Here is a 25,672-nt window from a genome sequence, read left to right on the forward strand (position 1 = left end):
CGAGAGCGGGGGCGGTTCTTCGTCGGAACCGCCCACACCTGCGCACGCTCCGCGCGGGGCGGGCCCGCCCCTCAGTCGACGTGCGCGTCCGTGACGGCCAGGGCCTCGTCGAGGATCTCCAGGCCGGTCCGCGCCTCGGCCTCGGAAATGGTGCAGGGCGGGGCGATGTGGGTGCGGTTCATCGTGGTCAGCGGCCAGAGGCCGCGCTTGCGGCAGGCCGCGGCGAAGGCGTTCACCGGGGCGTTGGCCTCGCCCGTGGCCGCGTACGGCACGAGCGGCTCCCGCGTCTCGGGGTTCCGTACGAACTCCAGCGCCCAGAAGGCGCCCGTGCCCCGCACCTCGCCGACCGACGGGTGGCGGGCGGCCAGCTCCCGCAGACCGGGGCCCAGCACCTCGGCGCCGATGCGGGCGGCGTGCTCGACGACCCCCTCCTCGGCCATGGTGTTGATGGTGGCCACGGCGGCGGCGCAGGCCAGCGGGTGGCCTGAGTACGTGAGGCCGCCGGGGTACGGGCGGGTCGCGAAGGTCTCCGCGATCTCGGCGGAGATCGCGACGCCGCCCAGCGGGACGTAGCCGGAGTTCACGCCCTTGGCGAAGGTCAGCAGGTCGGGGGTGACCTCCCAGTGGTCGGCGGCGAACCACCGGCCGGTGCGGCCGAAGCCGGCCATGACCTCGTCCAGGACGAAGACGATCCCGTACCGGTCGCAGAGCCGCCGTACGCCGGCCAGGTAGCCGGGCGGCGGCACGAGGACGCCGGAGGAGCCGGGGACGGTCTCCAGCACGACGGCGGCGATGGTGGCCGGGCCCTCGAAGACGATGGTGTCCTCCAGGTGGGCGAGCGCCCGCTCGCACTCCTGCTGCTCGGTGCCGGCGTGGAACGGCGAGCGGTAGAGGAAGGGTCCCCAGAAGTGGACCGTGCCGGCCGTGCCGGTGTCGGAGCCCCAGCGGCGCGGGTCGCCGGTCACGTTGATCGCCCCGGCGGTGGCGCCGTGGTACGAACGGTACGCGCTCAGGATCTTGGGGCGGCCGGTGTGCAGCCGGGCCATCCGGATCGCGTTCTCGACCGCCTCGGCGCCGCCGTTGGTGAAGAAGATCTTGTCCAGGTCGCCGGGGGTCCGCTCGGCGATCAGCCGGGCGGCCTCCGAGCGCGGCTCCACGGCGAGGCCGGGGGCCAGCGTGCAGAGCCGGCCGGCCTGCTCCTGGATCGCGGCGACGACCTTCGGGTGCTGGTAGCCGATGTTCGTGTAGACGAGGGCGCTGGTGAAGTCGAGGTAGCGGTTGCCCTCGTAGTCCCAGAGGTGGCTGCCCTCGGCCCCGGCGATGGGCAGCGGGTCGATGAGGGCCTGGGCGGACCAGGAGTGGAAGACGTGGGCCCGGTCGGCGGCGCGGACCCGGTCGCGCTCCGCGCGCAGCCGCTCGGCCCGTGCCGCCGGCGCGCGGTCGGACGCGGGCATATGGGCGGACGCGGGCGTGTGGCCGGACGCGGACGTGTGGCCGGACGCGGGCGTGTGCTCAGACAACGTGCCGCCCGCCGTCCACGGTCAGGATGTCGCCGGTCGTGTAGGCGGCGTCGGCCAGGTAGCGGACCGCCTCGGCCACGTCCTCGGGGGTGCCGACGCGGCGCAGCGGGGTGTTCTCGGTGATCCAGTCGCGGGAGCTCTCCCAGACCTGGTCCGCCCCGTCGTACCAGGGGGTGTCGATCAGTCCGGGGGCGACGGCGTTCACCCGGACCTCGGGGCCGAGCTGGGAGGCCAGCAGCCGGGTCATGTGGTTGAGGGCGGCCTTGCTGACGGCGTAGGGGACGGAGCTGCCGAGCGCGCGGGTGGCGGAGACCGAGGAGACGTTCACGATCGCGCCGGCGCCGGAGGCGCGCAGGTGCGGGGCGGCGGCGGTGCTCATCTGCCAGGCGCCGATGACGTTGACCCCGAAGATGTCCCGCCAGGCGGCGGCGTCGGCGCCGTCCAGGTCGTCGAGGGGGATGAAGCGGGTGGTCCCGGCGTTGTTCACGAGCAGGTCCAGGCGTCCGTACGCCTCCACGGCGGCGGCCACGATGCGGCGCGCGTCCCCGGCGTCGGCCACGTCGCCGCGTACGTACACCGCGTCGGGGAGTTCCGCGGCGAGGGCCTTGCCGGCCTCCTCGCTGCGGGCGGAGTTGACCACGATCCGGAGGCCGGCGGCAGCCAGGCGCCGGGCGACGGCGGCCCCGATCCCGGAGGAGGATCCGGTGATCAGAGCAACGCGGCTCTCGGTCATGCAGTGCTCCCATGGTCGTGCCGGATGGAGCGGGAAAGCATAGTCCATCTACCGCTAGACGGAAGTTTGATTCCGAGGGACGGAAACAAGGAGGCTAGGGTTCCGCACCCGGCCGTACCGAATGAGACCGGGGCCACGGGGTAGCCGCGCTGTGTATCGGGTTGCATACCGGGGCAAGGAGGACGCCATGGCCACCGATATGGCCCAGCTCATCGGGTACCGGGTCGAAGCATCGGACGGACACATCGGGAAGATCGACAGGCACTCCGAGTACGTCGGCCGGCAGTTCGTCGTGGTCGACACCGGACCCTGGATCTTCGGCAGGAGCGTGGTCGTCCCCGCCACCCTGGTGGCCCGGGTGGACGACGAGGCGCAGACGGTCCACCTGGCGGCGACCAAGGACGAGATCAAGGACTCGCCCGACTTCGAGAGCGGGCAGCACGACGACGACGTGGCCTTCATCCGTCTCGTCGAGCAGTACTACGCGAACCGCCACATGTGACCCTGGACCCGGGACCTGGACGACGGAGCGGGAGGGCTTGCCATGGTGTCGGCAGCGGCCGGAGGGCCGGAACCGGAGAAGCGGAGCGGCGGACGCTTCGCAGTGGAGTCGCGCCCCGTGGACGGGGCCGTGGTGCTCTCCCTGGCGGGGGAGCTCGACCACGACACGGCGGAACCCCTCCGCGAGGCCCTGACCGCCGCCCTGCGGAGCGGGGCGCCGCGCCTGCTGGTGGACTGCGCGGAGCTGAGCTTCTGCGATTCCACGGGCCTGAACGTGCTGCTGCGCGGCAGACTGGAGGCCGAGGAGGCCGGAGCCCGGCTGGAGCTGGCCGGACTGCCGCGGCCGGTGGCCCGGATGTTCCGCATCACCGGCGCGGAGCAGGTCTTCCCGGTGCACGCCGACCTGGCGACGGCACTGGCGGACGGACGGGGAGGCAGCGATGAGTGACGTGGACCCTTCCCCGGGCCCGTCCCCGGCGGCCCGCCCCGGCGAGCAGACCCGGCGACTGGCGCTCCGGGGCACGCGGGGCGTCGTCACCCGCTGCCGCGACTTCACCCGCGAAGCCCTCGCCGACTGGCACTGGTTCCCGTCCGTCGACGGGCCGGCGTACGCCGGTCTGCCTCCGGAGCAGGAGGAGCGCTGGGCCGTCGTCGAGGACGTGCTGCTGCTGGTCTCCGAGGTGGTCACCAACGCCTGCATGCACGCGGGCGGCCCCAGCGAGCTGGTCCTGCACCACACTCCCGAGCGGCTGCGCGTCGAGGTCACGGACGGGAGTCCGGAAGCGCCGCGGCTCCGCCCGGCCGGCGACCCGGCCCAGCCGGGCGGGCACGGGCTGGTCGTGCTCCAGCGGCTCGCCCGCGAGTGGGGCTGGCGCCCCGTCGGGAGCGGCAAGACCGTGTGGCTGGAGGTGCCGTCACCGCTGCGGTACGAAGGGGACGGCCACCGGTCGCCCGGGGACCACGGGCAGGAACTGCCCGGGCCGGGCGGTCACCCGGACCGGGACGGCCGCGGGGGCGGCGCGCCCGGCCTCACGGGGCGTCGTCCCGGGGCGGGTCATCCGTCAGCAGGCCGGAACGCAGCGCGCCCAGCGTCCGGCTGAGCAGCCGCGAGACGTGCATCTGGGAGATGCCCAGCCGGGCCCCTATCTCGGCCTGGGTGAGCTCCTCGCCGAAGCGCAGGGAGAGGATCTGCCGGTCCCGCTCCGGCAGCTCGGCGAGCATCGGCTTCAGCGCCTCCAGACACTCGATCCGCTCGTACGCCGCCTCCTCCTGGCCCAGTGACCGCTGGACCGTGCCCGGGTCGGCGTCCTCCTGCACCGGGGCGTCCAGCGAGCGGGTGGAGTACGCCTGGGCCGCGCGCCGGCCCTCCGAGAGCTCGTCCTCGCTCACGCCGAGGCGGGCGGCCAGCTCCGCGTCGGTGGGGCCCCGGCCCAGGTCCTGCTCCAGCTGGTCGGAGGCCTTGGCCAGGTCCAGGCGCAGCTCCTGGAGGCGCCGCGGGACCCGTACGGCCCAGCTGGTGTCGCGGAAGAAGCGCTTGATCTCGCCGGTGATGGTCGGCAGGGCGAAGGAGGTGAACTCGGCCCCGCGCTCCACGTCGTAGCGGTTGATCGCCTTGATCAGGCCGACGGTGCCGACCTGGATGATGTCCTCCAGCGGCTCGCTCCGCCCGCGGAAGCGGCGGGCGGCGTACTTCACCAGGCTGAGGTTGAGCTCGACGAGGGTGTTGCGGACGTACGAGTACTCGGGCGTGCCCTCCATGAGGGTCGCCAGACGGCGGAACAGCACCACCGACAGGGTCCGCGCGTCAGCGGTGCTGACCTTCAGCGGATCCTGCGGGATCTCCGCGGACAGTCCGGCGGGGGCTCCCCGCAGGGCGTCCTCCCCGGCTGCGGGGCCGGGGCCGGTAGGGAGCGGCTCCTGGACGGAGCGCGGTGCGGTGCGGTGCATGACGGTCCTCCGACGTGGTCGGCGGGCGGCAGTTCCGACCGGTTTATACCCGGCGTACGGGCCACCGACCCCTTCTCATGACAAAGTGGAACAGTCGACGTCATATGAGGTCATTCATGGCTGAATCGGATCGGGCGCTGGAAGAGCTGCTGGCCGGGCTGACCGCCGTCCGGGACGGCGACTTCTCCGTCCGGCTGGCCGAGGACGTGCCGGGGCTGCCCGGCGAGATCGCCGCCGTCTACAACGGCATGGTCGGCCAGCTCTCCCTCGTCACCAGCGAGGTCACCCGGGTGGCGCAGGAGGTCGGCGGCCAGGGCCTGCTCGGCGGGCACGCCCACGTGCCGCGGGCCGGCGGCGTCTGGCGCGAGCTGACCACCGGCTTCAACAGCATGGCCGACAACCTGACCTCCCAGGTCCGGAACATCTCGCAGATCGCCCAGGCCGTGGCCCGCGGCGACCTCACCCAGAAGATCCGCGTCCAGGCCAGCGGCGAGATCCTGGAGCTGAAGGAGACCATCAACACGATGGTCGAGCGGCTGTCGGCGTTCGCCGAGGAGGTCACCCGCGTGGCCCGCGAGGTCGGCACGGAGGGCAACCTCGGCGGCCAGGCCACCGTCCACGGCGTCTCGGGGACCTGGAAGGACCTCACCGACAACGTGAACTCGATGGCGACCAACCTGACCAACCAGGTGCGCAACATCGCGCAGGTCACCACCGCCGTCGCCCAGGGCGACCTCACGAAGAAGATCGACGTCGACGCCCGCGGCGAGATCCTGGAGCTCAAGACCACCATCAACACCATGGTCGACCAGCTGTCCTCCTTCGCCGCAGAGGTCACCCGCGTCGCCCGCGAGGTCGGCAGCGAGGGCCGGCTGGGCGGCCAGGCCGAGGTCGCGGACGTCTCCGGCACCTGGCGGCGGCTGACCGAGAACGTGAACGAACTGGCCGGCAACCTCACCCGCCAGGTCCGCGCCATCGCCGAGGTCACCAGCGCCGTCGCCGAGGGCGACCTGACCCGGTCCATCGCCGTGGAGGCCCCCGGCGAGGTCGGCGAGCTGAAGGACAACATCAACGCCATGGTCGAGTCGCTCCGCGCGACCACCCGCGCCAACGAGGAGCAGGACTGGCTCAAGACCAGCCTCGCCCGGGTGTCCGGCCAGATCCAGGGCCTGCGGGACCTCCCCGCCGTCGCCGAGCTGATCATGCGGGAGGTGCCGCCGCTCGTCTCCGCCCAGTACGGCAGCTTCTTCCTCGCCCAGCCGGGCTCCGCGGGCACCGAACTGGTCGCCATCGCCTCGTACGGCCTGCCCGACGACCCGGCCGACGGCCCCCGGCGCTTCCTGCCGGGCCAGTCGCTGGTCGGACAGGCCGCGCTCGACCGCAGACCGCTCGTCGTGGACGACGTACCGCCCGGTTACGCCACGGTCGCCTCCGGCACCGGGGCCATCGACCCGACCACCCTCATCGTGCTGCCCATCGTGGCCGAGGACCAGGTGCTGGGCGCGCTGGAACTGGCCGCGCTGCGGCCCTGGAGCCCCGTGCACCGGGACTTCCTGGAGCAGTTCGCCGAGCTGGCCGCGGTCAACGTCGGCTCCCTGATCGCCAACGCGCGCACCGACGAGCTCCTCGACCGCTCCCAGCGCCTCACCGTCGAACTGCGCGCCCGGTCCCAGGAACTCCAGGTCCGGCAGGGCGAACTCCAGCGCAGCAACGCCGAACTGAAGGAGAAGGCGGCCCTGCTGGCCGACCGCAACCGCGACATCGAGCGCAAGAACCTGGAGATCGAGCAGGCCCGCCAGGAGCTGGAGGAACGCGCCCAGCAGCTGTCCCGCACCTCGATGTACAAGTCGGAGTTCCTGGCCAACATGAGCCACGAACTGCGCACCCCGCTCAACAGCCTGCTGATCCTGGCCCAGTTGCTCGCCCAGAACCCCGACGGCAACCTCACGGAGAAGCAGGTCGACTACGCCACGGTGATCCACTCCGCCGGCTCCGACCTGCTCCAGCTGATCAACGACATCCTGGACCTGTCGAAGGTCGAGGCCGGCAAGATGGACGTGCACCCCGAGCCGGTCTCGCTGCGCCGCCTGCTCGACTACGTGGACGCCACCTTCCGCCCGGTGGCCGACGAACGCGGCCTCGACTTCCGCGTCTCGGCCGCGACCGACGTCGCCGACGAACTGGTCACGGACGAGTCCCGGGTCCGCCAGGTGCTGCGCAACCTGGTCTCCAACGCCCTCAAGTTCACCGAGACCGGCGGCGTCGAACTCGGCGTCGAGGTCCCGGACCCCGACCTGGTCCCGACGGAGCTGCGCGGCGCGGGCCCCCTGCTCGCGTTCACGGTCACCGACACCGGGATCGGCATCCCCCAGGACCGGCTCGACTCCGTCTTCGGCGCCTTCCAGCAGGGCGACGGCACCATCGCCCGGCACTACGGCGGCACCGGCCTGGGCCTCACCATCAGCCGCGAGGTGGCGGTGCTGCTCGGCGGCGTGATCACCGTGCGGAGCACCGAGGGCGAGGGCAGCAGGTTCGCCCTGTACCTGCCGGTGCGCATCGGCCGGGACGCCGCGGAGCGGGCTCCCGACGAGTCCGGGACGGCGGCCGAGGAGCTGGGCGAGGAGACCGGCACGGCGACCCTGGCGGGACGCACCGTGCTGGTCATCGACGACGACCCCCGCAACGTCTTCGCGCTCACCGAGATCCTGCGCGGTGCCGGGATGGAGGTGCTCAGCTCGGGCAACGGCGAGGCCGGCATCGAGCTGCTGATCGCCCACCGGGAGGTGGAACTCGTCGTGATGGACCTGATGATGGCCGGGCTCGACGGGTACGCCGCCACCCGCGCCATCCGCGCGATGCCCGAGTTCGCCACGGTGCCGGTCGTGGTGGTCACGGCCAAGGCCATGCCGGACGACCGGACCGAGGCCCTGGCCGCCGGGGCCACCGACTACGTCACCAAGCCGGTCGACCCGGAGCGGCTGCTGGCCGCCGTGCGGACCTGGCTGGCGGTGGACTGAGGGGCCCTACACCGCCGAGCCGAGCCTGAGGTTCCAGCGGCCCGCGCGGCCGCTGAGTTCCGTCGTCGTGCCGGGGCGGGCGTCCAGCCGCCAGAAGACCGCCGGCGGCAGGCCCAGGGCGTGCACGACGGCCGCGCGGACGAAGGCCTGCTCGGCCTCCACGCGGTGCGGGCCCGGAGCAAGTCCGGCCAGCCAGTCCCCGGCACGGGCGACCAGCTCCTCGACCGATTCGCCGCCGGGGGGCGCGTACGCAGGGTCGGTGAGCCAGCGGTGCACGGCGGCCGGGTCCTCGGCGGCCACCTCGTCCAGCGTGCGGCCGGCCCAGACCCCCGTACGAAGGCCGAACGGGCCTCCGGCGCCGAACCGCCCCCGCCCCGCGTCGCCGTCCAGGAGCGGGGTGACCAGGCGAACTCGTACCGATGGGGGGTTCATAAGCGGAGCATAAACGCGGTACGGTCTCGGACGACATGACGACGGTATGACGGAAGCACCGGTGAGAATCCGGCACGGTCGCGCCACTGTGAATCCCCTCCCACGGGCGGGGTGAGTCAGACCCGTAGCCGTCGTTGAGTGCACCACTGACCGGGACGCGTGTTCCCTCTGGAGGTACTGCCATGGCTCAGACCGCCGTGCCCGCGACGACCGAAGTCGCCCCCATCGCCCCCATCTCCCTGAAGACGCTGGCTCCTTGGGCCGTGTTCTTCGGCGTCGTGATGCTGGTCCTGCTCTACTTCGTCGGTGCCGAGCAGGGCGCCACCTCCGTCATGCAGGGCGAGACCATCCACGAGTGGCTGCACGACGGCCGCCACCTCCTCGGCTTCCCCTGCCACTGATCCAACGGCGAGGAACCGATCGTGAACTCTGTCTCCGTACGGGCCCTGCTGGTCCGCGGAATGCTGGCGGGGCTGGTCGCGGGCGTGCTCGCGATGCTGGTCTCGTACTTCCTCGGTGAGTCGAAGGTCGACGCGGCCATCGCCATCGAGGAGGCGGGCGCCCACGCGGCGGCCGCCGGCCACGCCCACGAGCACGCCGAGGAGGTCGTCAGCCGCGCCCTGCAGTCCACGGCCGGTCTGGCCACCGGCGTCGTGCTCTACGGCGTCGCGCTGGGCGGCATCGCGGCGCTTGTCTTCTGCTTCGTCCTGGGCCGCATCGGGCGGTTCGGGGCGCGGGCGACGGCCGCACTGGTGACGGCCGGGGCCTTCGTGGCCGTGACGCTCGTGCCGTTCTTCAAGTACCCCGCCAACCCCCCGGCCGTCGGCGACCCCGACACCGCCGGGAAGCGCACCGTGCTCTACCTGCTGATGATCGCGCTGAGCGTGCTGCTGTCGGCGGGTGCGGTGATCCTGGGACGCCGGCTGGCGCCCAGGCTCGGCAACTGGAACGCCTCCGTCGCCGCGGGCGTGTTCTTCGTCGCCGTGATCACCCTGGCGTACGCGTTCCTGCCCGCCGTGAACGAGGTGCCGGCGGACTTCCCGGCCACCCTGATCTGGCAGTTCAGGCTCGCCTCCCTGGCGATCCAGGCCACGCTGTGGGCCGCCTTCGGCGTGGCCTTCGGCATCCTCGCGGAGCGGGTGCTGGAGCCCGCGCCGGCCGCGCCGGCGGGGAACACCGCCGGCAATTCCGCCGCAACTGCCGCCTGAGGAGCTGTTTCTGCCTTCTCAGGACTACTTCACACGCTGCCCCTTCGGGTACAACGGCCCTGTCACAAGGGCGAGTTATCCGGGGGGCGGCGCCGTGAACGAACCTGTCACGCGACAGCGGGTCTGGTACTGGTACGGCTGGACGGGCTCCGCGCCGTTCTGGCTGAACGCGTTATTGCTGGGGCTCGTGCCCTTCCTGCACGTGCTGCTGGTCCCGCAGATAGCGATCATCACCACCCTGGCCGCGCTGGGCGGACTCGTACGCCAGCTGGTCTTCCACGACTACGGCCACGCCGGGCTGCACCTCGCCGCGCTGGTCCTCGGCGCGCACGCGGTGGTCCTCGGGTTCATGGTCAGCACCTAGGCGGTGGCCTCCGGGCCGGGCCGGGTCAGCTCGCCGCGTCCGGTGCGGTGCGTACGACGGCCTGGTCGCCCCGCGGCCCGAACAGGTGCAGGATCTCCACCGGCTCCGGCCCGGCCGGGCCGAACCAGTGCGGCTCCCCCGTGTCGAACTCCGCCACCTCGCCGGGCCGCAGCGTGAACTCGGCGCCGCCGAGGACCAGCCGCAGCTCCCCCGCCAGGACGTACAGCCACTCGTAGCCGTCGTGCTTCACCAGCTTCGGCTCGCGGGGCGCCAGCACCTGTTTGAACACCTGCACCCGGCCCGGGTACTGCGTCAGCGGCACCAGGACGCTGCCCGCGCTGCGGCGCAGCGGCCGCAGGTGCACCCGGGGGTCGCCGCTGGCCGGCGCGGCCACCAGCTGGTCCAGGGCCACCCGGTGGGCCCGGGCGAGCGGGATCAGCAGGTCCAGGGTCGGGCGACGCTTCCCGGACTCCAGCCGGGAGAGCGTGCTCACCGAGAGGCCGGTCGTCGCGGCGAGCGCCTCCAGCGTGAGCCCGCGGTCCCGGCGCAGGGTGCGCAGCCGGGGGCCGATGCCGTCGAGCACCCGCTCGAGTTCCTCGTCCACGGCCCCATTGTGGGGGCCGCCGGGCCGTCGGCCGGGGCCGTTTTGCGGTTTCCGCAAAGACGCTCGGCCGGTGCGGCCGTCCGGGCGGAGCCTGGCCGGGCAGACGAACCCGGAGCCGAGAGGCGAAGCGCAGCCATGACGACCCATCCCCCCGGGCCCGCGAGCGGGCCCGAGACCGGGCCGGTGAACGGGCCGGTGGACGGGCAGGTGAACGGGCCGGTGGACGGGCAGGTGAACGGGCCGGTGGACGGACCGCGGCCCGGACCGCCGCCCGGGTCCGTGACCGCGGCGTCGGCCCCGGCCGCCGGTCCGGCGCTGAGCAGACGCGGCCGGTGGACCGTGCTGGCGGTCTGCTGCCTGAGCATGTTCCTGGTGGGCCTGGACACCACCATCGTCAACGTGGGCCTGCCCGCGATCGGCGAGGGCCTGGGGATGGACACCCGGGGCCTCGAATGGACCGTGGACGCCTACACCCTCGTGCTGGCGAGCCTGCTGATCTCCTCCGGCGCGCTGGCGGACCGGTTCGGCCGCCGCCGGGTGTTCCGGCTCGGGCTCACCGTCTTCGGCGCCGCCTCGCTGCTGTGCGCCGCGGCCCCCTCGGCGGGGCTGCTGGTCGCGGGCCGTGCGGTGCAGGGCGTCGGCGCCTCGATGCTCAGTCCGGTGGCGCTCGCGATCGTGGTGAACGCGATGCCCGACCCCAGGGAACGGGCGCAGGCCATCGGCGTGTGGGCCTCGGTGTTCGGGCTCAGCATGGCCGCGGGTCCCGTCACGGGCGGCGCGCTCGTCGAAGCGCTCGGCTGGCGCTCGGTGTTCTGGGTGAACGCCCCGGTCGTCGCGGTGGCGCTGCTGCTGAGCGTGTTCTTCGTACCGGAGTCGCGGGCACCGCGGGCCCGGCGGCCCGACCTCCCGGGGCAGGTGCTGCTGGTCCTGCTGGTCGGGGCGGTGGTCGGCGCCCTGATCGAGGGGCCGCACTTCGGCTGGGCCTCGCCCGTGGTGCTGGGCCTGTACGCGCTGGCCGCCGGGGCGGGGGCCGTGTTCGTACGGGTGGCGTCCCGGCGGCCGGAGCCGCTGGTGGACCTGGCGCTCTTCCGGCGGCCGGTGTTCGCGGGCGCGGTGGTGGGGGCGGTGGCCGTGTTCACCGCCCTGAGCGTGGCGCTGCTGCTGACCACCCTGTACCTCCAGGAGGCGCGGGGGTGGACGCCGACGGCAGCGGGGGCGGCGACGCTGCCGATGGCCCTGGGGGCGACCGTGTGCGCGCCCCTGTCGGGCCGGCTGACCGGGCGCCGCGGGCCCCGGCTGCCGCTCGCGCTGGCCGGCGGTTTCATCGCGGCCGGCGGGCTGCTCCTGCTGGTGCTCCCGGCGGACACCGGGGTGCCGCCGCTCCTGGTGGCGTACGGGCTGGTCGGCACCGGCTTCGGGTTCGCCAACGCCCCGATCACCAACACCGCGGTGAGCGGTCTGCCGCCGGACCGGGCCGGGGTGGCCGGCGCGATCACCTCCACCGCGCGCCAGCTGGGCTCCGCGGTCGGCATCGCCGTGGCGGGCGGTCTGGTGGCGTCCGCCGCCCCGTCCGGACTGGCCTCGGCCGCCCGCCCCGGCTGGGCCCTGGTCACCGCCTGCGGGGCCCTGCTGCTGGCCCTGGCGCACACGACGGCCCGCCCGGCGCGCGCGACACGCCCGGTCGCGGCCGCGGGGGCCGATCACCCGAACGGCCGCAGGTGACGGTCCGGTCACCCCGTGCGACCGTACGTGTCGCCAACTGCGGTGACGCGCACGGGGTTTGCCGGCACGCCGCACGTGATACCGCCAACGGCCTTTGTTCCGGCGGGTGGTGACGGGCGGACGGGGATCTCCTCGTGCCGGTCCGCAGCGGCCGGCGGCCGGGCACACGAGCCGCCGTCGGCCGCTGCCCAACCGGACGCGTGCCGTCCTCCCATCGGGGGGTTCTGCGTCACGTCGGGCACGGGAGCCGAGCGGCGCGGGAAGCTCCTGTGCATGAGCGGGACGCGGTACGTGCTGACGAAGGCCCTGGTGGCGGTCTGCCTCGTGCTGCTCACGCTGCTGGGCGGCGGCACCCCCGCCACGGCCGCCCCCGCCGGCGCGTGTCCGGCTCCCACCGCTCCCGCGGCCCCGGCCGCCCCGGCACTCCCCCTCGCCCCGGCACCGGCCGAGGGCCCCGGTGCACCCGGCGGGTCCGGCGAGGGTTCCGGCGAGCCGGTGCCCTGGGACACGGAGCTCCGCTTCGCGGTACGCCATTCCGCGCGCGGCGCGGAGCCGAGGACGCCCGCCGGCCGGACCCCGGGCGGCACCCCCGCCCCGGAGCCGCCGGCCGCCGGCGTGCCCCGCGTGCGGTCCGCCGCACCCGGGCCCGGCGCATCCCTGCTCACGGTGAGGTGCGTGGTCCTGCGCTGCTGACGGCCCCGGCGTCAGACGCGAGTACCCCGACACCCCCCACACCGTGAGGACGTCCGCCATGCCCTTCGACCCCTTCGCGGCGCTCAACGCCATGCTGCGCGCGGAAGCCGCCCGCTCCACCCCCCGGCCCCAGGACCCCGCCGGGACCGGCCCCGAGCCCGAGCCGCGCCCCGCGACCGGGACCCGGCGGGACCCCGTGAAGCGCGGGAGCACGCCGCAGGACTGACCCGTACGCCGGACCGGCACGGATGAGCGCCGGTTCCCGCGCCCTCGGCAACGGAGAGTGGTCATGTGTGAGGTTCGACCACGGGGCGCGGGAACCGGCGCCTGCAACCATGCTGCGCCGGGCGGGCCGGCCGGGGCATCGGGCTTTCGTCCCGACCCGGACGGCCGAAAGTACGGGCCTACGGTTCGTGCTGGTAGAACCAGTAGAAGGCGGCGACGCCGACGCCGAGGGCCACCGACAGCGCGACCACGACCGTGCGCCAGATGCTGTCGCCGGTGAGGCTGTAGAGGTAGCCCATCGAGATGCCGGCGAAGGAGAACCACAGGGCGGCCCGGATCTCCCGCACCACGTTCTTCCCGTACCTGAGCAGCAGGAACATCAGCCCCGCGAACAGGACCCCGCACAGGATCCCGTAGAAGACGTTGGCCGCGTCCACGGGACCGGTGTCGCGCTTCATGAACGCGCAGTAGATCCCGTACACGGCACCGATCAGCAGTGGACCCAGCCAGGTCCCGGTGTGGATCTCACTCATCGTGCCCATGTGCCGCCTGGCGGCGCTGGGTGCGGCATGTGCCATCGCGGGCTCCTTTCGCCGGCCCCCGGCCTCCCCACCCTCAAGGGCACACCCGCGCCCCCGGACCGGCAAGTGGATCTCCGTCACCCGTGCGCAGCAGCTCCGGTCGCGCCACGCCCGGGGGCCCGCGTTCCCTGGTGCCGTGCGGACTCGGGCGACGGCGGTGCGGGCGGTGTGGAGCGCGGTGGTGATCGCGCTGCTCGCCGTGCTCGTGCCGCTGGGCGCCGTGGCGATCTGGGCGGACCGGGTGCTCGGCGACGAGGAGGAGTACGTCGTCGTCATGGCCCCGCTCGCGGAGGACGGCGCGGTACGCGGAGCCGTGGCCCGGGGTGCCGCGTCGGCGCTCGCCCGGCAGATCGACGCGGGACCGGTCGAGGCCGGCGCGGAGCGGCTGCTGGGTGAGGCGACCTCCTCCTTCGTCGGCACCCAGGCGTTCCGGACGGCGTGGAACGCGGCGAACCGGGCCGCGCACACCGCCTTCACGGACGCCCTCGACGGGGGCACGGGCGACACCGTCACCGTCGACCTCGCGCCGGTCGTCGCGGAGGTGAAGGCGGACCTGACGGCCGACGGCGTGCCGTTCGTCGACCGCATCCCGGTCGCCCGCACCGCGGTCACGGTCATGGAGTACGAGAACCTCGGCACGCTCAGGAAGGGCTTCCACGTGCTGCAGAACGCCGGCGTCCGGCTGCCCGCCGTCACCCTGCTGCTGCTCGGTGCGGCGGTCGTGTTCACCCGGCGGCGCAGGGCCCTGCTCGTGGCCGCCGGGACCGGTCTCGCGGCCGGGGGCCTGCTGCTGGCGGGAGCCGTGTCCGTGTGCCGCCGGCTGACCCTCGACGACCTGCCGGCCGACGTCGACCGGGCGGCCGCGGGGGTGGTGTACGACGCGCTGACGGCCTTTCTGCGGGCCGGCGCCTGGGCGGTGCTGGGGGCCGGGCTGGTCCTCGCGCTCGGTGCCTGGCTGTCGGGCCGGCTGCCCTCCCGGGAGCGGGGACGGATTTTCCCAAGGGTGTCCGGAAGGGTCCCGCATACCCCATAAGCTCGGTTGTGTTGAGAGAAGGAACGATTCGCGAGCTGCGCTACGGAAGCGGAATGAGCACGGAACAGGCACGGCCCGAACGCTCCACACCCCACGCCCTGGCCCCGCCCTCCTGGCTGCTGGAGGGGCTGCGGCCCAGCTCCGCCCCCATCCCCTGGGCGGCCGTCGTCCGGGCGGGCATCGCCCTGGCCGCCCCGCTGGCCGTCGGTTTCGCGCTGGACGAGCCCGAGTACGGCGCGCTGGTCTCGATGGGCGCGCTGTCCGGGGTGATGGCCGACACCGCGGACGCCTACCGGATGCGGGTCTACAACATCGCCGTCCCGCAGCTGTTCGGCGCCGTGGGCGTCGCGCTCGGCACCCTGGTCTACGGGCACGGCTGGCTGGCGGTGGCCGTGCTGACGCTGGTCGCGCTGGTCTCCGGGATGATCTCGTCGATCGGCCAGGTGGCCTCCGTGTCCGGTCTGCTGCTCCTGCTCAACGCCGTGGTGGGAGCCGGCCTGGCGATGCCCCGTCCCTGGTGGATCGCGCCGGTGCTGCTCTCCGCGGGCGGCCTGTTCGTGCTGCTGCTGTCCCTGCTGGGGTGGCCGGTGCGGGGCCGGGCTCCGGAGCGGGCGGCGGTGGCGGCGACGTACCGGGCGCTGGCGGACGCGCTGGCGGCCGCGGGGACGCCCGGGCCCGCGTACGAGGAGCGCCGCCAGACCGTCACCCAGACCCTGAACCACGCCTACGACCTGGTGCTGGCCCGGCGGGCCAGGGTGCACGGGCGCAGTCCCTCGCTGGTGCGGATGCTGGCCCAGCTCAACGTGATCATCCCGATGGTCGAGGCCGCCCCGGTCGCGCACCAGCGCGGCAGGCCGCTGCCGCCCGAGATCCCGGCCGCGGTGCGCGAACTGGCCGTAGCCGTCGAGGAGGAACGCACCGGCACCGGCGAACTCGACCTGGGGCTGCCCGCCCCCTCGGGCCCCTCCGAGCGGGCCATCGAGTCGGCCCTGCGCCATGCGGCGGCCATCGTGCACGCCCCCGACCCCGACCCGTACAACGTCGACGACCGGCTCGGGCGTCCCGCCACCCTGCGCATCAGGGCGCGGCACGCGGTGCGCGACGTGATGCTGTCCGGCGACTCCTGGCGCTACGGGCTGCGACTGGCCCTGTGCATCGGGCTGGCCCAGTCCCTGGTCTCCCTGGTCGAGGTCGAGCGCTCGTACTGGGTGGCGCTCACCGTCACCTTCGTCCTCAAGCCGGACTTCGGGTCCGTCTTCTCCCGGGCCGTGCTGCGCGCCGTGGGCACGGCGGTGGGCCTGGTCCTGGCGGCGGGGGTGCTCGGAGAGGTGCCGCGGGGCTGGTGGGACGTGCCCGTGATGCTGGTGCTCGGCGCGCTGATCCCGGCCTTCTCGGCCAAGGGGTACGCCTTCCAGACCGCCGCCATCACGCCGGTGATCCTGCTGCTCTCGGACCTGCTCAACCACCAGGGTTTCGACCTGATCAGACCCCGGCTGATGGACAGCCTGATCGGCTGCGCGATCGCCCTGGTCGCGGGCTACCTGCTGTGGCCGGAGAGCTGGCGGACCCGGATCGGCGACCGGCTGGCCGACACGGTCGACGACGCCGCCCGGTACGTCGAGCGGTCCTTCCGCAGGGACCTCGGCGACGATCCGGACGCGCTGCGGGCCGCCCGGGTGTCCCGGATCCAGGCCCGGCGGCGGATCTACCGCGACCTGTCGTCCGTACGGTCGGAGTTCCAGCGGGCCCTGACCGAGCCGCCGCCCGCCGGGACGCGGGCCGCCGCCTGGTGGCCGCTGGTGGTGGCCGTCGAGCGGATCGTGGACGCCACCACGGCCGCCCGGGTGCGGGTCAACCACGGGGCGGAGCCGCCCCGGCCCGAGGAGGTGGAGCGGATCGCCGCGCAGCTGCGGGAGCTGGCCTCGGAGGTACGGGACGACCTGGCGGCGCTCCCGGTCCGGCCGCGCCCGGAGGACACCGACGAGGAGGGCGTGCTGGGACCGCTCCGCCAGGAGGTCGTGGCCGCCCGGGCGATCGCCTCGGACCAGGTCTGAGCGCCGGGTCCCCCGAACGGGCCCGTCGCCACGCCCGGCCCGCCCGGCCGGGGGACCATCGGAACATGTGGCACCCCAGTGAGCGCGTCCTCGGCCCCGTGCTGCTGGCCGTGCCGCTGTCCCTGGCCCTGGCGGGATGTGCCGACGAGTCCGGGCTGCGCAGCCGCGGCAACCTCGGGGAGGTGCACGCCCCGGAGAGCCTCTGGACGGAGATCCACCCCTCGCCCCCGGCCCCCGGTGAGCGCCCCGGGCAGCCGGCCGTCGTGCCCGGCCTGCCCCGGGTGCCGGGCGGCGACATGCGCGGGGCGGACGTGCTGAAGGTGGTGCGGGCCGACATCGGCTCGGCCACCCGCGAGGACGGCGGCACCGGACGGCTGGTGGACCCCCGGGCGGTGCAGCGGCTGGCGCTCTGCCCCGAGAGCGGGAACCCGGAGGAGGGCTGCCCGGTGCGCCGGGCGGTCTTCCACGACCTGACCGACGACGGCAAGGACGAGCTGATCACGGCCGTGGACGTGGACGGGCGGCTGAGCGAGCTGCGCGTCTACACGGTCCGGGACGGCCGGGTGACGCGCGTGCTGTCCCGGCGCGCGGTGCTGGAGGGCGTCGAGGTGGCCGCCGAGCACCTGGCCGTCCGGGAACCCACCTCCAACCCGAAGCTCGTCGCCATCTCCGACTACGTCTGGGAGCCCGAGAGCGGCAGCATGGCCCTGTCCCAGCTGAGCCTCGACGAGTGCCGCCTGCTCAAGGAGGCGTCCACGCCCTGCCCGCCGAGCGAGATCTGAGCGGGGCGGCCCATGTGGACCAGCCTGCGCTGGAAGATCGCCGCGACGACCACGGCGGTGTGCTGCGCCGTCGCGGCCGTCCTCGGGATCCTCGTGCACAACGTCGTCGCCCGGCAGATCTCCGGGGAGGTGCGCAAGGAGGTCGACGAGAAGCTGGAGCACGCCATGGGCCACTACCAGTACGGCACCACGCACGGCGACGTGAACAGCTCGCTCGACCCGCCGGACCTGCCGCGCGACCTGGCCGCGCTGGTCGCGCGCGGGGAGACCGGCAGCATGGTCGGCACGGCCGGCGGCAAGCCCGTGATGTGGGCCGCGACCCCCGCCGACGGCAGACCACTGGCCGTGTGGGTGCCGTACGGGGAGACCCGGGACCGGCTGAACTCCGTCGACGCCGCCATCCTCGCCTCGGCCGCACTCGCCGCCGGGCTGGTCGCGCTGGCGGGCCTCTTCCTCGCCGACCGGATCAGCCGCCGGCTGGCGCTCACGGCGGGGGTGGCCCGCCGGATCACCGAGGGCGACCTGGACGCGCGGGCCGGCTTCCCGACGGACGACACCCGGCGCCACCGGGACGAGGTGCGGGACGTGGCGGTCGCCCTGGACTCGATGGCCGAGGCGCTGAAGGACCGGCTGGAGGCCGAGAAGCGGTTCACCGCCGACGTGGCGCACGAGCTGCGCACCCCGCTGACCGGGTCGATCGCCGCGGCGGGGCTGCTGCCCGAGGGCCGCCCCAAGGAGATGATCGACGACCGGCTGCGGGCCCTGCACCGGCTCACCGAGGACCTGCTGGAGATCTCCCGGCTGGACGCCGGCGTCGAGCACGCCGACCTCGCGCGGATCCAGCTCGGGGCCACCGTCACCCGGATCGTGGCGGCCTCCCGGCTCGATGCCGAGGTCAGGGTGGTGCGCGAGGCCGTGGTGCTCACCGACCGCCGACGGCTCGACCGGATCCTGGTCAACCTGATCGTCAACGCCCACAAGCACGGGGCACCACCGGTGGTGGTGACCGTGACGGGCCCGGTGGTCCAGGTGCGCGACCACGGTCCGGGCTATCCGCGCGAGCTCGTCGACCGGGGGCCGCAGCGCTTCCGCACCGGGGACCCGGGGCGCGGGAAGGGGCACGGGCTGGGCCTGACCATCGTGGCGGGCCAGGCGGCCGTCCTGGAGATCGGGCTGGACTTCGCCAACGCACCGGACGGCGGCGCGGTGACCACCCTGCGGCTGCCGGTCCGGGTGCCGCCCGAAGGGAGCTGAGCCGGGGTGTGTTTCACGTGAAACACACCCCGGCTCACTCAACTGCCGGATCAGACGCCGATGTTCTTGCCGTCCTTGCGCCAGACCGCGACGACCGCGGGGCGGACGATCTTGCCGGGTCCGTCGGGCCACACCGACATCGGGTTCTCGACGGAGGCGCCGTCGAGCTCGCCCGGGTGCTGCACGGCGACCAGGACGCGGCGGTCCTGGACCAGCGGGCCGCAGGTCTCGGCACCGCGCGGGACGGTGAGGAACTGCTTCAGCTCACCGCGGCGCTCGCCACGGGTGGCCACGCCGAACAGGCCGTCGTGCGAGCCGAGCTGGTTGCCGTCCGTGGAGATCCACAGGTTGCCGTGCGAGTCGAACGCCACGTTGTCCGGGCAGGAGATCGGGCTGACCTTCTCCTTCGGGAAGCCCGCGAAGTAGGTGGCCGGGTCGTTCGGGTCGCCGGCGACCAGGAACAGGCGCCAGGCGAAGCCGTCCGAGGCCGGGTCGTTCCAGTTCTCGGCGAGCTCCAGGATCTGGCCGTGCTTGTTGGCGTTGCGCGGGTTGGCCTCGTCGGCGGCGGCCTTGCCCGCCGCACCGCGGTCCTTGTTGTTGGTCAGCGCGACGTAGACGCGGCCGGTGCGCGGCGACGGCTCGATGTCCTCGGGGCGGTCCATCTTGGTGGCGCCCACCTTGTCGCCGGCCTGGCGGGTGAAGACGAAGACCTCTTCGGCGGTCATGCCGTCGACGTGCGAGACGGCGCCGTCGGCGGTGGCGGTGGCCAGCGGGATCCACACGCCGGTGCCGTCGAACTCGCCGTCGTTCGGGAGCTTTCCGGTGCCGTCGATCTCGGCGGCCGGGGAGTCGCCGGTGAGCTTGGCGACGTACAGCGTGCCCTCGTCGAGGAGGGTCAGGTTGTGCTCGCGGGCGGAGCGGGACTTGCCCTTCTTCATCCGCTTGCTGGAGACGAACTTGTAGAAGTAGTCGAAGCGCTCGTCGTCGCCGGAGTAGACGACCGGGCGGCCGTCCTCGGTCAGGCGCGGCTGTGCACCCTCGTGCTTGAAGCGGCCGAGCGCGGTGTGCTTGCGCGGGGTCGAGGTCGGGTCGTACGGGTCGAGCTCGACGACGTAGCCGAAGCGGTTGACCTCGTTGGGCTCCTGGAGCACGTCGAAGCGCTTGTCGAAGCGCTCCCACTTGCGCTCGGAGGCGGCGCCGCCGATGCCGTAGCGCTTGAGGCGGGCGGCCTGGACCGGCTCGGTCACGGCGCCGCCGTTGGCGAAGTACTGGTTGAAGTTCTCCTCGCCGTGGAGCGTGGTGCCCCACGGGGTGGTGCCGCCGGAGCAGTTGTTCAGCGTGCCGAGCACCTTGGTGCCGGTCGGGTCGGCGGAGGTCTTCAGCAGGTCGCTGCCGGCGGCCGGGCCGGTCAGGCGGAACTCGCTGGTCGCGGTGAGGCGGCGGTTCAGCTCGTGGCGGCGGACCGGGGTGAGCTTGCCGCTGCGGTGGTCCTCCTGGACCACGACGACGCCGAGGCCGTGCGCGGCCCAGGCGATCTCGACCTGCTCGCGGGTGGGGTTGTTCGCGTCGTAGTTCGCGAACATCAGGACCTCGTCGGTGTACTCGTGGTTCGCGACGAGGACCTGGCGGCGCGCGTACGCGTCGTCCAGCGGGAGGAGCGAGAGGAAGTCGTTGTTGTAGCCGAACTGGCCGGCCTGGGCGGCGGCGGTCTGGTTCTTCTCGTCGAAGGCCGGGGCACCGCGCAGGATCGGGTCGCCCCAGCGGATCACGACGCCCTGCTCGTAGCCGGCGGGGATGGTGACCTTGTCGTCGGTGTTGGGCGCGACGGGGGCGAAGCGCAGCCCGCGGGCGGCACCGGCGTCGACGGCGGTGGCGGCGCCGGCGGCGCCGGCAGCGGCGCCCTCGGCGGCCACGGCCGGGGTCGCGCCCTGGCCGACGACGGCAGTGGTGCCGGCGGCGGTGGCGACGGTCACGACGGCGGCGGCGCGGAGCACCGAGCGGCGCGAGAGCGCACCGGCTATGACGTCACCGACGTACTCGTTGTCGCTGGTGTTCGGCACCTCGTGGAAGCAGGCGTCACCACAGCGGAAGCGGCAGGTGAGCACCGAGCGGCCACCCGCGTGCGGGGTGCTGATGAGCGGCAGGAGCTTGCGCACGTATGTCCTCCGGTGAATACACGGCGACGCTTCCCTGCGCCGACATCGTGTCGGAACGAATCCAGCCGCGACGGTAGGAGGCAGTTCCGCCACGGCGGCGGCGGGCGGATGAACGGTGGGTGAATCCGGCACGAAGGGGCGGAAGTTCACTCCGGCGGACCCCGGGACGGGCGCGTGGGGCCTCCCCTCCCTTGTTACGGGGAGCGGTATCGATAACCTTACGTGTCCACTCTGGTCAGGGATCTTTCGCCAATTCCCCCGCAGTACGGACAAACATCGCACCCCCAGCTCATGCGAAAGGCCTCGCTCATGGGTATTCGGAGTTTGTTGCGCAAGGTGTTCGGCCGCGAGCGTGCGGAGTCCGTCACCGCCACGGGTACCGATCAGCCGGAGCGAGCCGAACCGATGGTCCCGGCCCAGTCCCCGGCCTCGGACAAGGCCCCCCTGGACGCGGCCGCGGAACTCGTCGCGGCGTCGTTCGACAACCCCACCGTCCCCTCCCAGTCCGCACCGCGCGACTCCGACCCGGTGCCGGTGGGCGCCCCGGAGCAGCGCGCCTCGCTCGGCGTCGCGCCCCCGGCCGACGCCACCGTCCCGGAGGCCCGGCGCGAGTCGCCGGCCCCGGCGCCGGCCGCAGGGCCGGAACCCGCTGCCGAGCCCGCTGCCGCTGAGGTTGCGGACCCCGAGCCCGCTGCCGCCGAGCCGGAGGCGGAGGCCCCCGTGGCGGAGGCCGAGCCCGAGCCGGCTGCCGCCGAGGCCGAGCCGGTCGTAGAGGCCGAGCCCGAGCCCGCCGCGGAGACCGAGCCGGTGGCCGCCGAGGCCGAGCCCGAGCCCGTCGTGGAAGCCGAGCCCGAGCCGGCTGCCGAGGTCGAGCCCGTCGCCGAGACCGAGCCGGTCGCTGCCGAAAGCGAGCCCGAGCCGCTCGTAGAGGCCGAGCCGGAGCCGGTCGCCGAGCCCGAGCCGGTCGCTGCCGAAGCCGAGCCCGAGCCCGTCGTGGAAGCCGAGCCGGAGCCCGTCGCCGAGGCCGAGCCGGTCGCTGCCGAAGCCGAGCCCGAGCCCGTCGTGGAAGCCGAGCCGAAGCCCGTCGCCGAGGCCGAGCCGGTGGCCGCGGAAGCCGAGCCGGTCGCCGTCGAGGTCGAGGTTGAGGTCGAGGCGGTCGCCGAGGCCGAGCCGGAGCTCGTTGCCGCCGCGGAGGCGGAGACGGCCGAAGCGGGCGAGCCCGAGGCCGTCGAGGGCCCCGCGCGGACGCTCGCTCAGGTGCGTGCCGCGTCCAAGGAGCTCGCCGACCCCTACAAGGCCGCCGGCAGCGTGCTGCGCGGCCGTGGCGCCGTGGGCGCCCGCGCCAAGGTGTACCTGGTGCTGGACCGCTCCGGGTCGATGCGCCCGTTCTACAAGGACGGCAGCGCCCAGCACCTCGCCGACCACGCCGTCGCCCTCGCCGCGCACCTGGACGAGGACGCCACCGTGCACACCGTGTTCTTCTCCACGGACATCGACGGCACCCACGACCTCACGCCCGCCAACCACGCGAGCGTGGACGAGACCCACGCGGGCCTCGGCCGCATGGGCCGCACCAGCTACCACCGGGCCGTCGAGCAGGTCCTGGAGCACGTCGGCGACTCCGACGTGCCCACCCTGGTCGTCTTCCAGACCGACGGCGCCCCCGACGCCAAGCAGCCCGCCCGCCAGGCCGTGGCCGACGCGGCGAGCTCGGCGAAGAACGTCCACTGGCAGTTCGTGGCCTTCGGCGACCACGACAACAAGGCCTTCGACTTCCTGCGCAAGCTCGAAGCGGACGCGGACAACGCCGGCTTCTTCCACGCCGGCCCCGAGCCCCGGGAGCTGACCTCTGCCGCGCTGGTCAAGGGCATCCTGGGCGACTTCCTGCGCTGATCCGGCAGGACGCGTCACGGCACGGCGCAGGGCCCGGAACCGACCTCGACGGTTCCGGGCCCTGCGCGTTTCCCACCTCACCAAGTGGTCCTAGAAGAGCAGCTCCCCGGCCGGGTAGCCACTGCCGGTCCGGACGCGGGGCGCGTAGCCGCCCGCCCCGTCGCCCTTGTAGAAGTACAGGTCGCCGGCCGCGTCGCGGCCGAGCAGGTCGGCCCTGCCGTCACCGTTCACGTCGCCGGGCGAGGTGAGGGCGGTGTAGACGTCCCAGTTGGTGCCGATCCTGACCCGGGCCTCGTACCCGCCCTGTCCGTTGCCCCGGAACAGCCACAGGTCGCCGGCGGCATCGCGGGCCAGCAGGTCGGCCCGCCCGTCGCCGGAGAAGTCCCCGGGGCTCAGCAGGGCCTCGTACCCGGACCAGCCGGTGCCGATCCGGACGGGCGCGGCGTAGGAGTGCGCACCGGTGCCGGCGTGCAGCCACAGGTCGCCCGCCGTGTCGCGGGTGACCAGGTCGGCGCGGCCGTCCCCGTTGGAGTCGCCGGGCGCGAGGATCCGGTCGTACGCGCCCCAGCCGGTGGCCGCCTGGACCCGGGTGGAGCCCGAGTACGCGCCGGCCGCGTCCGCCGGGTAGTGCCACAGGACGCCGCCCGCGTCCAGGGCGGCCAGGGTGGTGCTGCCCGTGGGGCGGACCACCTGGCGCATCCCGGTCCAGCCGGTGCCGGTCTTGCAGGCACCGGAGAGGGTGCCGTCGCCCTTGCCCGTGTACCGGAAGAGGGCGCCCGAGGCGTCGCGGCGGAAGAGCGCGCCGGTGGCCGGGGCGAAGGCGCCGCAGTCGGCCCAGGAGGCCGCGCCGCGCACCATCCGGTGGTCGGAGACCGCGGTGTCGAGCGGCAGGGCGTCGCCCTTGGGGGTCTTGAAGTGGGCCCGGCTGAAGAACACGTAGTCGAGCTTCTTGTCCAGGCGGGTGGTCTCGCCGGACCGGCAGCGGGTCTGCGTCCCCGGGGTGCAGGCCGCCGGGTCGAAGAACTCCGTGTCGGTCTCGTCGGCCTCCACGAAGGTGCCCTCGGCGGCGTCGCCGATGGTCTTGTCGTAGAAGGGCCGCAGGGAGGTGGTGCGGGGTGTGTGGTTGAAGTCGCCGCCCAGCACCACGGGGGTGCCCTGGGCCTGCCACGCCTCGGCCTGCGCCGCGAGCTTCTCTGCCTCCGGGGCGGCGAGCGTGCCGTCGTCCCAGTAGAGGTGGACGGAGCAGGCCCAGTTGGCCCGGCTCTGTATGTAGTTCCTGACGCAGGGGATCTTGATGGGCTCCGCCTCGCCGCCGACCGTCAGGTCGAGGTCGGCGGTGGCGGTGACCGGCCCCTTCACGAGGACGGCGTTGCCGTAGTCGGCGCCGCCGCAGACGGTCGCCTTCCCGGAGATCGTGGGCGTGTAGTGGCCCTTGAAGCCGAGCGGCGCCAGGCGGGAGAGGATCTCGTCGTACTGCGGCCGGCAGACCTCCTGGAGGAAGATCTGGTCGGCGTTCCAGGTGCCGACGGCGGCCTGGGCGACGACGCTGTCGATCCGCTTGGCGTTGTCGTGGTCCGCGCCGACGCACATGTTGCCGCAGATGTTGTAGCTGACGAAGCGCAGGGGCGGGGCGGTGGCCGCGCCGACCGTGTCCGCCTGGGCGGGGGCGGCGAGGCCGACGGCCGCGGTGAGGGCGAGTACGGCCGAACCGAGGGCGGTCCAGGCGGACGCGGTACGGCGGCTCACCAGTTCGTACCGATCTGGACCGCGGTGCCGCCGGTGAACGACGGGCCGGAGTAGCGGTACAGGTTGCCGGTCGAGGCGTTCACGGCGACCAGGTCGCCCTTGCCGTCGCCGGTCACGTCGCCCACGCCGGCCAGGCCGCGCATGGAGTCCCAGTTGGTGCCGACCTTGACGCGGGCGGCGCCGCCGGTGAAGTTCGGGCCCGAGTAGCGGTAGAGGTCGCCGGTGGCCTTCTCGACGGCGACGAGGTCGGCCGTGCCGTCCCCGGTGACGTCGTCGACGCCGACGATGGTGGAGTAGATGTTCCAGCCGGTGCCGATCTGGACGCGGGAGCCGCCGCCGAAGGAGGGGCCGGCGTAGCGGTACAGGTTCCCGGTGGCCTTCTCGACCGCGACGATGTCGCCCTTGCCGTCGCCCGTGACGTCGCCGACGGCGGCGATGTTCGTCATCGAGTCCCAGTTGCTGCCGATCTTGACCTTGGTGCCGCCGTTGTAGTTGGGGCCCGAGTAGCGGTAGAGGTCGCCGTTGTTCTTGTCGACGGCGACCAGGTCGCCCTTGCCGTCGCCGGTGACGTCCCCGACGCCGACGATGTCCGAGTACGCGTTCCAGCCGAAGCCGATCTTCACGCGGCTGCCGCCGCCGTAGCTCGGGCCGTGGTAGCGGTACAGGTCGCCGGTGGCGGCGTCGACGGCCACCAGCTCGCCCTTGCCGTCGCCGTTCAGGTCGCCGACGCCCGTGAGGTTGTTCATCTTGGCCTGGGGCAGCTCGGGTTCGGACGGGTACGGGTCCGCGTGGTCGGAGCCGAGGCCCGCGGCCGGTCCGCAGTGCGGCCAGGCGCCCTCGCCCTGCTCGGCGAGGACCTTCTCGCCGATGCGTATCTGCTGCTCCTTGGTGGCCTGGTGGGCGTACGAGGCGTACGCCGTGCCGCCGAAGGCGTCCCAGGTGGACTTCGAGAACTGCAGGCCGCCGTAGTAGCCGTTGCCCGTGTTGATGGACCAGTTTCCGCTGCTCTCGCACTGGGCGACCTTGTCCCAGGTGGCCACGGAGGCGGCGGAGGCGGGGGCCGCCGTGAGCAGGGGGAGGGTGAGCGCGGCGACCGGGGCGGCCACGAGGGCGAGCAGGGCGGACTTGTTGCGGGTGAAGACGGACATCTCGGGGGCACCTCTGGTGTCGTGGCGTCAGGGCGACGGGGCGTCAGGGCGGCTGCGCG

At 73.7% G+C, this 25,672-nt stretch carries 24 protein-coding genes and 1 riboswitch; of the genes, 15 read left to right on the forward strand and 9 right to left on the reverse strand.

What is annotated here, in order from left to right:
* Positions 1–71: 71 nt before the first annotated feature.
* Both ACIQUQ_RS10330 and ACIQUQ_RS10335 read right to left on the reverse strand, forming a co-directional pair.
* Positions 72–1,454 (reverse strand): aspartate aminotransferase family protein, encoded by a 1,383-nt coding sequence (locus ACIQUQ_RS10330; RefSeq protein WP_403973498.1) that lies wholly within the window; start codon positions 1,452–1,454, stop codon positions 72–74.
* A 58-nt stretch (positions 1,455–1,512) separates the two neighbouring features.
* A complete protein-coding gene (locus ACIQUQ_RS10335) occupies positions 1,513–2,253 on the reverse strand; it encodes an SDR family NAD(P)-dependent oxidoreductase (RefSeq protein WP_403973500.1) in 741 nt (246 codons plus the stop codon).
* A 187-nt stretch (positions 2,254–2,440) separates the two neighbouring features.
* Between ACIQUQ_RS10335 and ACIQUQ_RS10340 the strand changes: the two genes are divergently transcribed.
* From ACIQUQ_RS10340 to ACIQUQ_RS10350, 3 genes are read left to right on the forward strand one after another with little or no spacing between them, the layout of a single operon-like run.
* The gene (locus tag ACIQUQ_RS10340) at positions 2,441–2,755 is read left to right on the forward strand and encodes a PRC-barrel domain containing protein (protein WP_403973502.1); all 315 of its coding nucleotides are present in this window, start codon (positions 2,441–2,443) and stop codon (positions 2,753–2,755) included.
* A gap of 42 nt (positions 2,756–2,797) precedes the next feature.
* Positions 2,798–3,202 (forward strand): STAS domain-containing protein, encoded by a 405-nt coding sequence (locus tag ACIQUQ_RS10345; RefSeq protein ID WP_403973505.1) that lies wholly within the window; start codon positions 2,798–2,800, stop codon positions 3,200–3,202.
* Positions 3,195–3,854 carry an ATP-binding protein gene (locus ACIQUQ_RS10350; protein WP_403973508.1) on the forward strand — a complete coding sequence of 220 codons (660 nt, stop codon included), beginning with the start codon at positions 3,195–3,197 and terminating at the stop codon, positions 3,852–3,854. The genes ACIQUQ_RS10345 and ACIQUQ_RS10350 overlap by 8 nt, the downstream gene beginning before the upstream one ends.
* Here ACIQUQ_RS10350 and ACIQUQ_RS10355 read toward each other — a convergent pair.
* On the reverse strand, positions 3,784–4,701 hold the full coding sequence (locus ACIQUQ_RS10355) for an RNA polymerase sigma factor SigF (protein WP_403973510.1): 918 nt from the start codon (positions 4,699–4,701) through the stop codon (positions 3,784–3,786). The two genes, ACIQUQ_RS10350 and ACIQUQ_RS10355, sit on opposite strands and share 71 nt — an antisense overlap.
* Before the next feature lie 77 nt (positions 4,702–4,778).
* Here ACIQUQ_RS10355 and ACIQUQ_RS10360 point away from each other — a divergent pair, with 77 nt between their 5' ends.
* Positions 4,779–7,718: a HAMP domain-containing protein gene (locus ACIQUQ_RS10360; RefSeq protein WP_403973512.1), complete on the forward strand. Its 2,940-nt coding sequence runs from the start codon at positions 4,779–4,781 to the stop codon at positions 7,716–7,718.
* Positions 7,719–7,724: 6 nt separating this feature from the next.
* Here ACIQUQ_RS10360 and ACIQUQ_RS10365 read toward each other — a convergent pair whose 3' ends face one another.
* Positions 7,725–8,150 (reverse strand): histidine phosphatase family protein, encoded by a 426-nt coding sequence (locus ACIQUQ_RS10365; RefSeq protein ID WP_403973515.1) that lies wholly within the window; start codon positions 8,148–8,150, stop codon positions 7,725–7,727.
* A 4-nt stretch (positions 8,151–8,154) separates the two neighbouring features.
* Positions 8,155–8,298: riboswitch (cobalamin riboswitch) on the forward strand.
* Positions 8,299–8,332: 34 nt separating this feature from the next.
* On the opposite strand from ACIQUQ_RS10365, the gene ACIQUQ_RS10370 reads away from it, so the two are divergent.
* The 3 genes from ACIQUQ_RS10370 to ACIQUQ_RS10380 all read left to right on the forward strand — a co-directional run bounded on the left by ACIQUQ_RS10370 (position 8,333) and on the right by ACIQUQ_RS10380 (position 9,722).
* Positions 8,333–8,551: a CbtB-domain containing protein gene (locus tag ACIQUQ_RS10370; protein WP_399943729.1), complete on the forward strand. Its 219-nt coding sequence runs from the start codon at positions 8,333–8,335 to the stop codon at positions 8,549–8,551.
* Between the two features lie 21 nt (positions 8,552–8,572).
* The gene (locus tag ACIQUQ_RS10375; RefSeq protein ID WP_403973517.1) at positions 8,573–9,358 is read left to right on the forward strand and encodes a CbtA family protein; all 786 of its coding nucleotides are present in this window, start codon (positions 8,573–8,575) and stop codon (positions 9,356–9,358) included.
* Positions 9,359–9,545: 187 nt separating this feature from the next.
* Positions 9,546–9,722 carry a hypothetical protein gene (locus ACIQUQ_RS10380; protein WP_399943734.1) on the forward strand — a complete coding sequence of 59 codons (177 nt, stop codon included), beginning with the start codon at positions 9,546–9,548 and terminating at the stop codon, positions 9,720–9,722.
* Positions 9,723–9,747: 25 nt separating this feature from the next.
* Here the strand turns inward: ACIQUQ_RS10380 and ACIQUQ_RS10385 are convergent, their stop codons facing one another.
* A complete protein-coding gene (locus ACIQUQ_RS10385; RefSeq protein ID WP_403973520.1) occupies positions 9,748–10,326 on the reverse strand; it encodes a helix-turn-helix domain-containing protein in 579 nt (192 codons plus the stop codon).
* A 135-nt stretch (positions 10,327–10,461) separates the two neighbouring features.
* Between ACIQUQ_RS10385 and ACIQUQ_RS10390 the strand changes: the two genes are divergently transcribed.
* The 3 genes from ACIQUQ_RS10390 (at position 10,462) to ACIQUQ_RS10400 (ending at position 12,967) form a co-directional block, all read left to right on the forward strand.
* Complete coding sequence (locus ACIQUQ_RS10390) at positions 10,462–12,048, forward strand: MFS transporter (protein ID WP_403973522.1); 1,587 nt, start codon at positions 10,462–10,464, stop codon at positions 12,046–12,048.
* 273 nt (positions 12,049–12,321) lie between these two features.
* A complete protein-coding gene (locus ACIQUQ_RS10395) occupies positions 12,322–12,741 on the forward strand; it encodes a hypothetical protein (RefSeq protein ID WP_403973524.1) in 420 nt (139 codons plus the stop codon).
* A 58-nt stretch (positions 12,742–12,799) separates the two neighbouring features.
* Positions 12,800–12,967, forward strand: a complete 168-nt coding sequence (locus ACIQUQ_RS10400; protein ID WP_403973526.1) for a hypothetical protein — start codon at positions 12,800–12,802, stop codon at positions 12,965–12,967.
* Between the two features lie 178 nt (positions 12,968–13,145).
* On the opposite strand, the gene ACIQUQ_RS10405 is transcribed toward ACIQUQ_RS10400, so the two are convergent.
* Positions 13,146–13,544, reverse strand: a complete 399-nt coding sequence (locus tag ACIQUQ_RS10405; protein ID WP_403973528.1) for a hypothetical protein — start codon at positions 13,542–13,544, stop codon at positions 13,146–13,148.
* A gap of 139 nt (positions 13,545–13,683) precedes the next feature.
* On the opposite strand from ACIQUQ_RS10405, the gene ACIQUQ_RS10410 reads away from it, so the two are divergent.
* The 4 genes from ACIQUQ_RS10410 (at position 13,684) to ACIQUQ_RS10425 (ending at position 18,670) form a co-directional block, all read left to right on the forward strand.
* Entirely contained in the window at positions 13,684–14,580 is an 897-nt protein-coding gene (locus ACIQUQ_RS10410) for a hypothetical protein (RefSeq protein WP_403973531.1), read from the forward strand.
* Between the two features lie 53 nt (positions 14,581–14,633).
* Positions 14,634–16,634: an FUSC family protein gene (locus ACIQUQ_RS10415; RefSeq protein WP_403973533.1), complete on the forward strand. Its 2,001-nt coding sequence runs from the start codon at positions 14,634–14,636 to the stop codon at positions 16,632–16,634.
* A 65-nt stretch (positions 16,635–16,699) separates the two neighbouring features.
* Positions 16,700–17,416 (forward strand): hypothetical protein, encoded by a 717-nt coding sequence (locus ACIQUQ_RS10420; RefSeq protein WP_403973535.1) that lies wholly within the window; start codon positions 16,700–16,702, stop codon positions 17,414–17,416.
* Positions 17,417–17,428: 12 nt separating this feature from the next.
* Entirely contained in the window at positions 17,429–18,670 is a 1,242-nt protein-coding gene (locus ACIQUQ_RS10425) for a sensor histidine kinase (protein WP_403973538.1), read from the forward strand.
* 50 nt (positions 18,671–18,720) lie between these two features.
* On the opposite strand, the gene ACIQUQ_RS10430 is transcribed toward ACIQUQ_RS10425, so the two are convergent.
* Positions 18,721–20,826 (reverse strand): PhoX family protein, encoded by a 2,106-nt coding sequence (locus tag ACIQUQ_RS10430; RefSeq protein WP_403973540.1) that lies wholly within the window; start codon positions 20,824–20,826, stop codon positions 18,721–18,723.
* Positions 20,827–21,135: 309 nt separating this feature from the next.
* Here ACIQUQ_RS10430 and ACIQUQ_RS10435 point away from each other — a divergent pair, with 309 nt between their 5' ends.
* On the forward strand, positions 21,136–22,719 hold the full coding sequence (locus tag ACIQUQ_RS10435) for a VWA domain-containing protein (protein ID WP_403973542.1): 1,584 nt from the start codon (positions 21,136–21,138) through the stop codon (positions 22,717–22,719).
* Positions 22,720–22,809: 90 nt separating this feature from the next.
* On the opposite strand, the gene ACIQUQ_RS10440 is transcribed toward ACIQUQ_RS10435, so the two are convergent.
* Together ACIQUQ_RS10440 and ACIQUQ_RS10445 are read right to left on the reverse strand one after the other, a co-directional pair.
* The gene (locus ACIQUQ_RS10440; protein ID WP_403973545.1) at positions 22,810–24,465 is read right to left on the reverse strand and encodes an endonuclease/exonuclease/phosphatase family protein; all 1,656 of its coding nucleotides are present in this window, start codon (positions 24,463–24,465) and stop codon (positions 22,810–22,812) included.
* Entirely contained in the window at positions 24,462–25,613 is a 1,152-nt protein-coding gene (locus ACIQUQ_RS10445; protein ID WP_403973547.1) for a transglycosylase family protein, read from the reverse strand. Before ACIQUQ_RS10445 ends, ACIQUQ_RS10440 begins: the two co-directional genes overlap by 4 nt.
* Positions 25,614–25,672: the final 59 nt, after the last annotated feature.

This window comes from Streptomyces sp. NPDC101118 (genome assembly GCF_044759445.1).
GTDB lineage: Bacteria > Actinomycetota > Actinomycetes > Streptomycetales > Streptomycetaceae > Streptomyces.

Coding starts and splice junctions, on each gene's coding strand:
- ACIQUQ_RS10365 (WP_403973515.1), bottom strand. CDS start 8,150: ATGAACCCCCCATCGGTACGAGTTCGCCTGGTCACCCCGCTCCTGGAC.
- ACIQUQ_RS10335 (WP_403973500.1), bottom strand. CDS start 2,253: ATGACCGAGAGCCGCGTTGCTCTGATCACCGGATCCTCCTCCGGGATC.
- ACIQUQ_RS10345 (WP_403973505.1), top strand. CDS start 2,798: ATGGTGTCGGCAGCGGCCGGAGGGCCGGAACCGGAGAAGCGGAGCGGC.
- ACIQUQ_RS10355 (WP_403973510.1), bottom strand. CDS start 4,701: ATGCACCGCACCGCACCGCGCTCCGTCCAGGAGCCGCTCCCTACCGGC.
- ACIQUQ_RS10395 (WP_403973524.1), top strand. CDS start 12,322: ATGAGCGGGACGCGGTACGTGCTGACGAAGGCCCTGGTGGCGGTCTGC.
- ACIQUQ_RS10405 (WP_403973528.1), bottom strand. CDS start 13,544: ATGGCACATGCCGCACCCAGCGCCGCCAGGCGGCACATGGGCACGATG.
- ACIQUQ_RS10420 (WP_403973535.1), top strand. CDS start 16,700: ATGTGGCACCCCAGTGAGCGCGTCCTCGGCCCCGTGCTGCTGGCCGTG.
- ACIQUQ_RS10390 (WP_403973522.1), top strand. CDS start 10,462: ATGACGACCCATCCCCCCGGGCCCGCGAGCGGGCCCGAGACCGGGCCG.
- ACIQUQ_RS10425 (WP_403973538.1), top strand. CDS start 17,429: ATGTGGACCAGCCTGCGCTGGAAGATCGCCGCGACGACCACGGCGGTG.
- ACIQUQ_RS10360 (WP_403973512.1), top strand. CDS start 4,779: ATGACAAAGTGGAACAGTCGACGTCATATGAGGTCATTCATGGCTGAA.
- ACIQUQ_RS10400 (WP_403973526.1), top strand. CDS start 12,800: ATGCCCTTCGACCCCTTCGCGGCGCTCAACGCCATGCTGCGCGCGGAA.
- ACIQUQ_RS10445 (WP_403973547.1), bottom strand. CDS start 25,613: ATGTCCGTCTTCACCCGCAACAAGTCCGCCCTGCTCGCCCTCGTGGCC.
- ACIQUQ_RS10370 (WP_399943729.1), top strand. CDS start 8,333: ATGGCTCAGACCGCCGTGCCCGCGACGACCGAAGTCGCCCCCATCGCC.
- ACIQUQ_RS10435 (WP_403973542.1), top strand. CDS start 21,136: ATGGGTATTCGGAGTTTGTTGCGCAAGGTGTTCGGCCGCGAGCGTGCG.
- ACIQUQ_RS10415 (WP_403973533.1), top strand. CDS start 14,634: ATGAGCACGGAACAGGCACGGCCCGAACGCTCCACACCCCACGCCCTG.
- ACIQUQ_RS10330 (WP_403973498.1), bottom strand. CDS start 1,454: ATGCCCGCGTCCGACCGCGCGCCGGCGGCACGGGCCGAGCGGCTGCGC.
- ACIQUQ_RS10340 (WP_403973502.1), top strand. CDS start 2,441: ATGGCCACCGATATGGCCCAGCTCATCGGGTACCGGGTCGAAGCATCG.
- ACIQUQ_RS10350 (WP_403973508.1), top strand. CDS start 3,195: ATGAGTGACGTGGACCCTTCCCCGGGCCCGTCCCCGGCGGCCCGCCCC.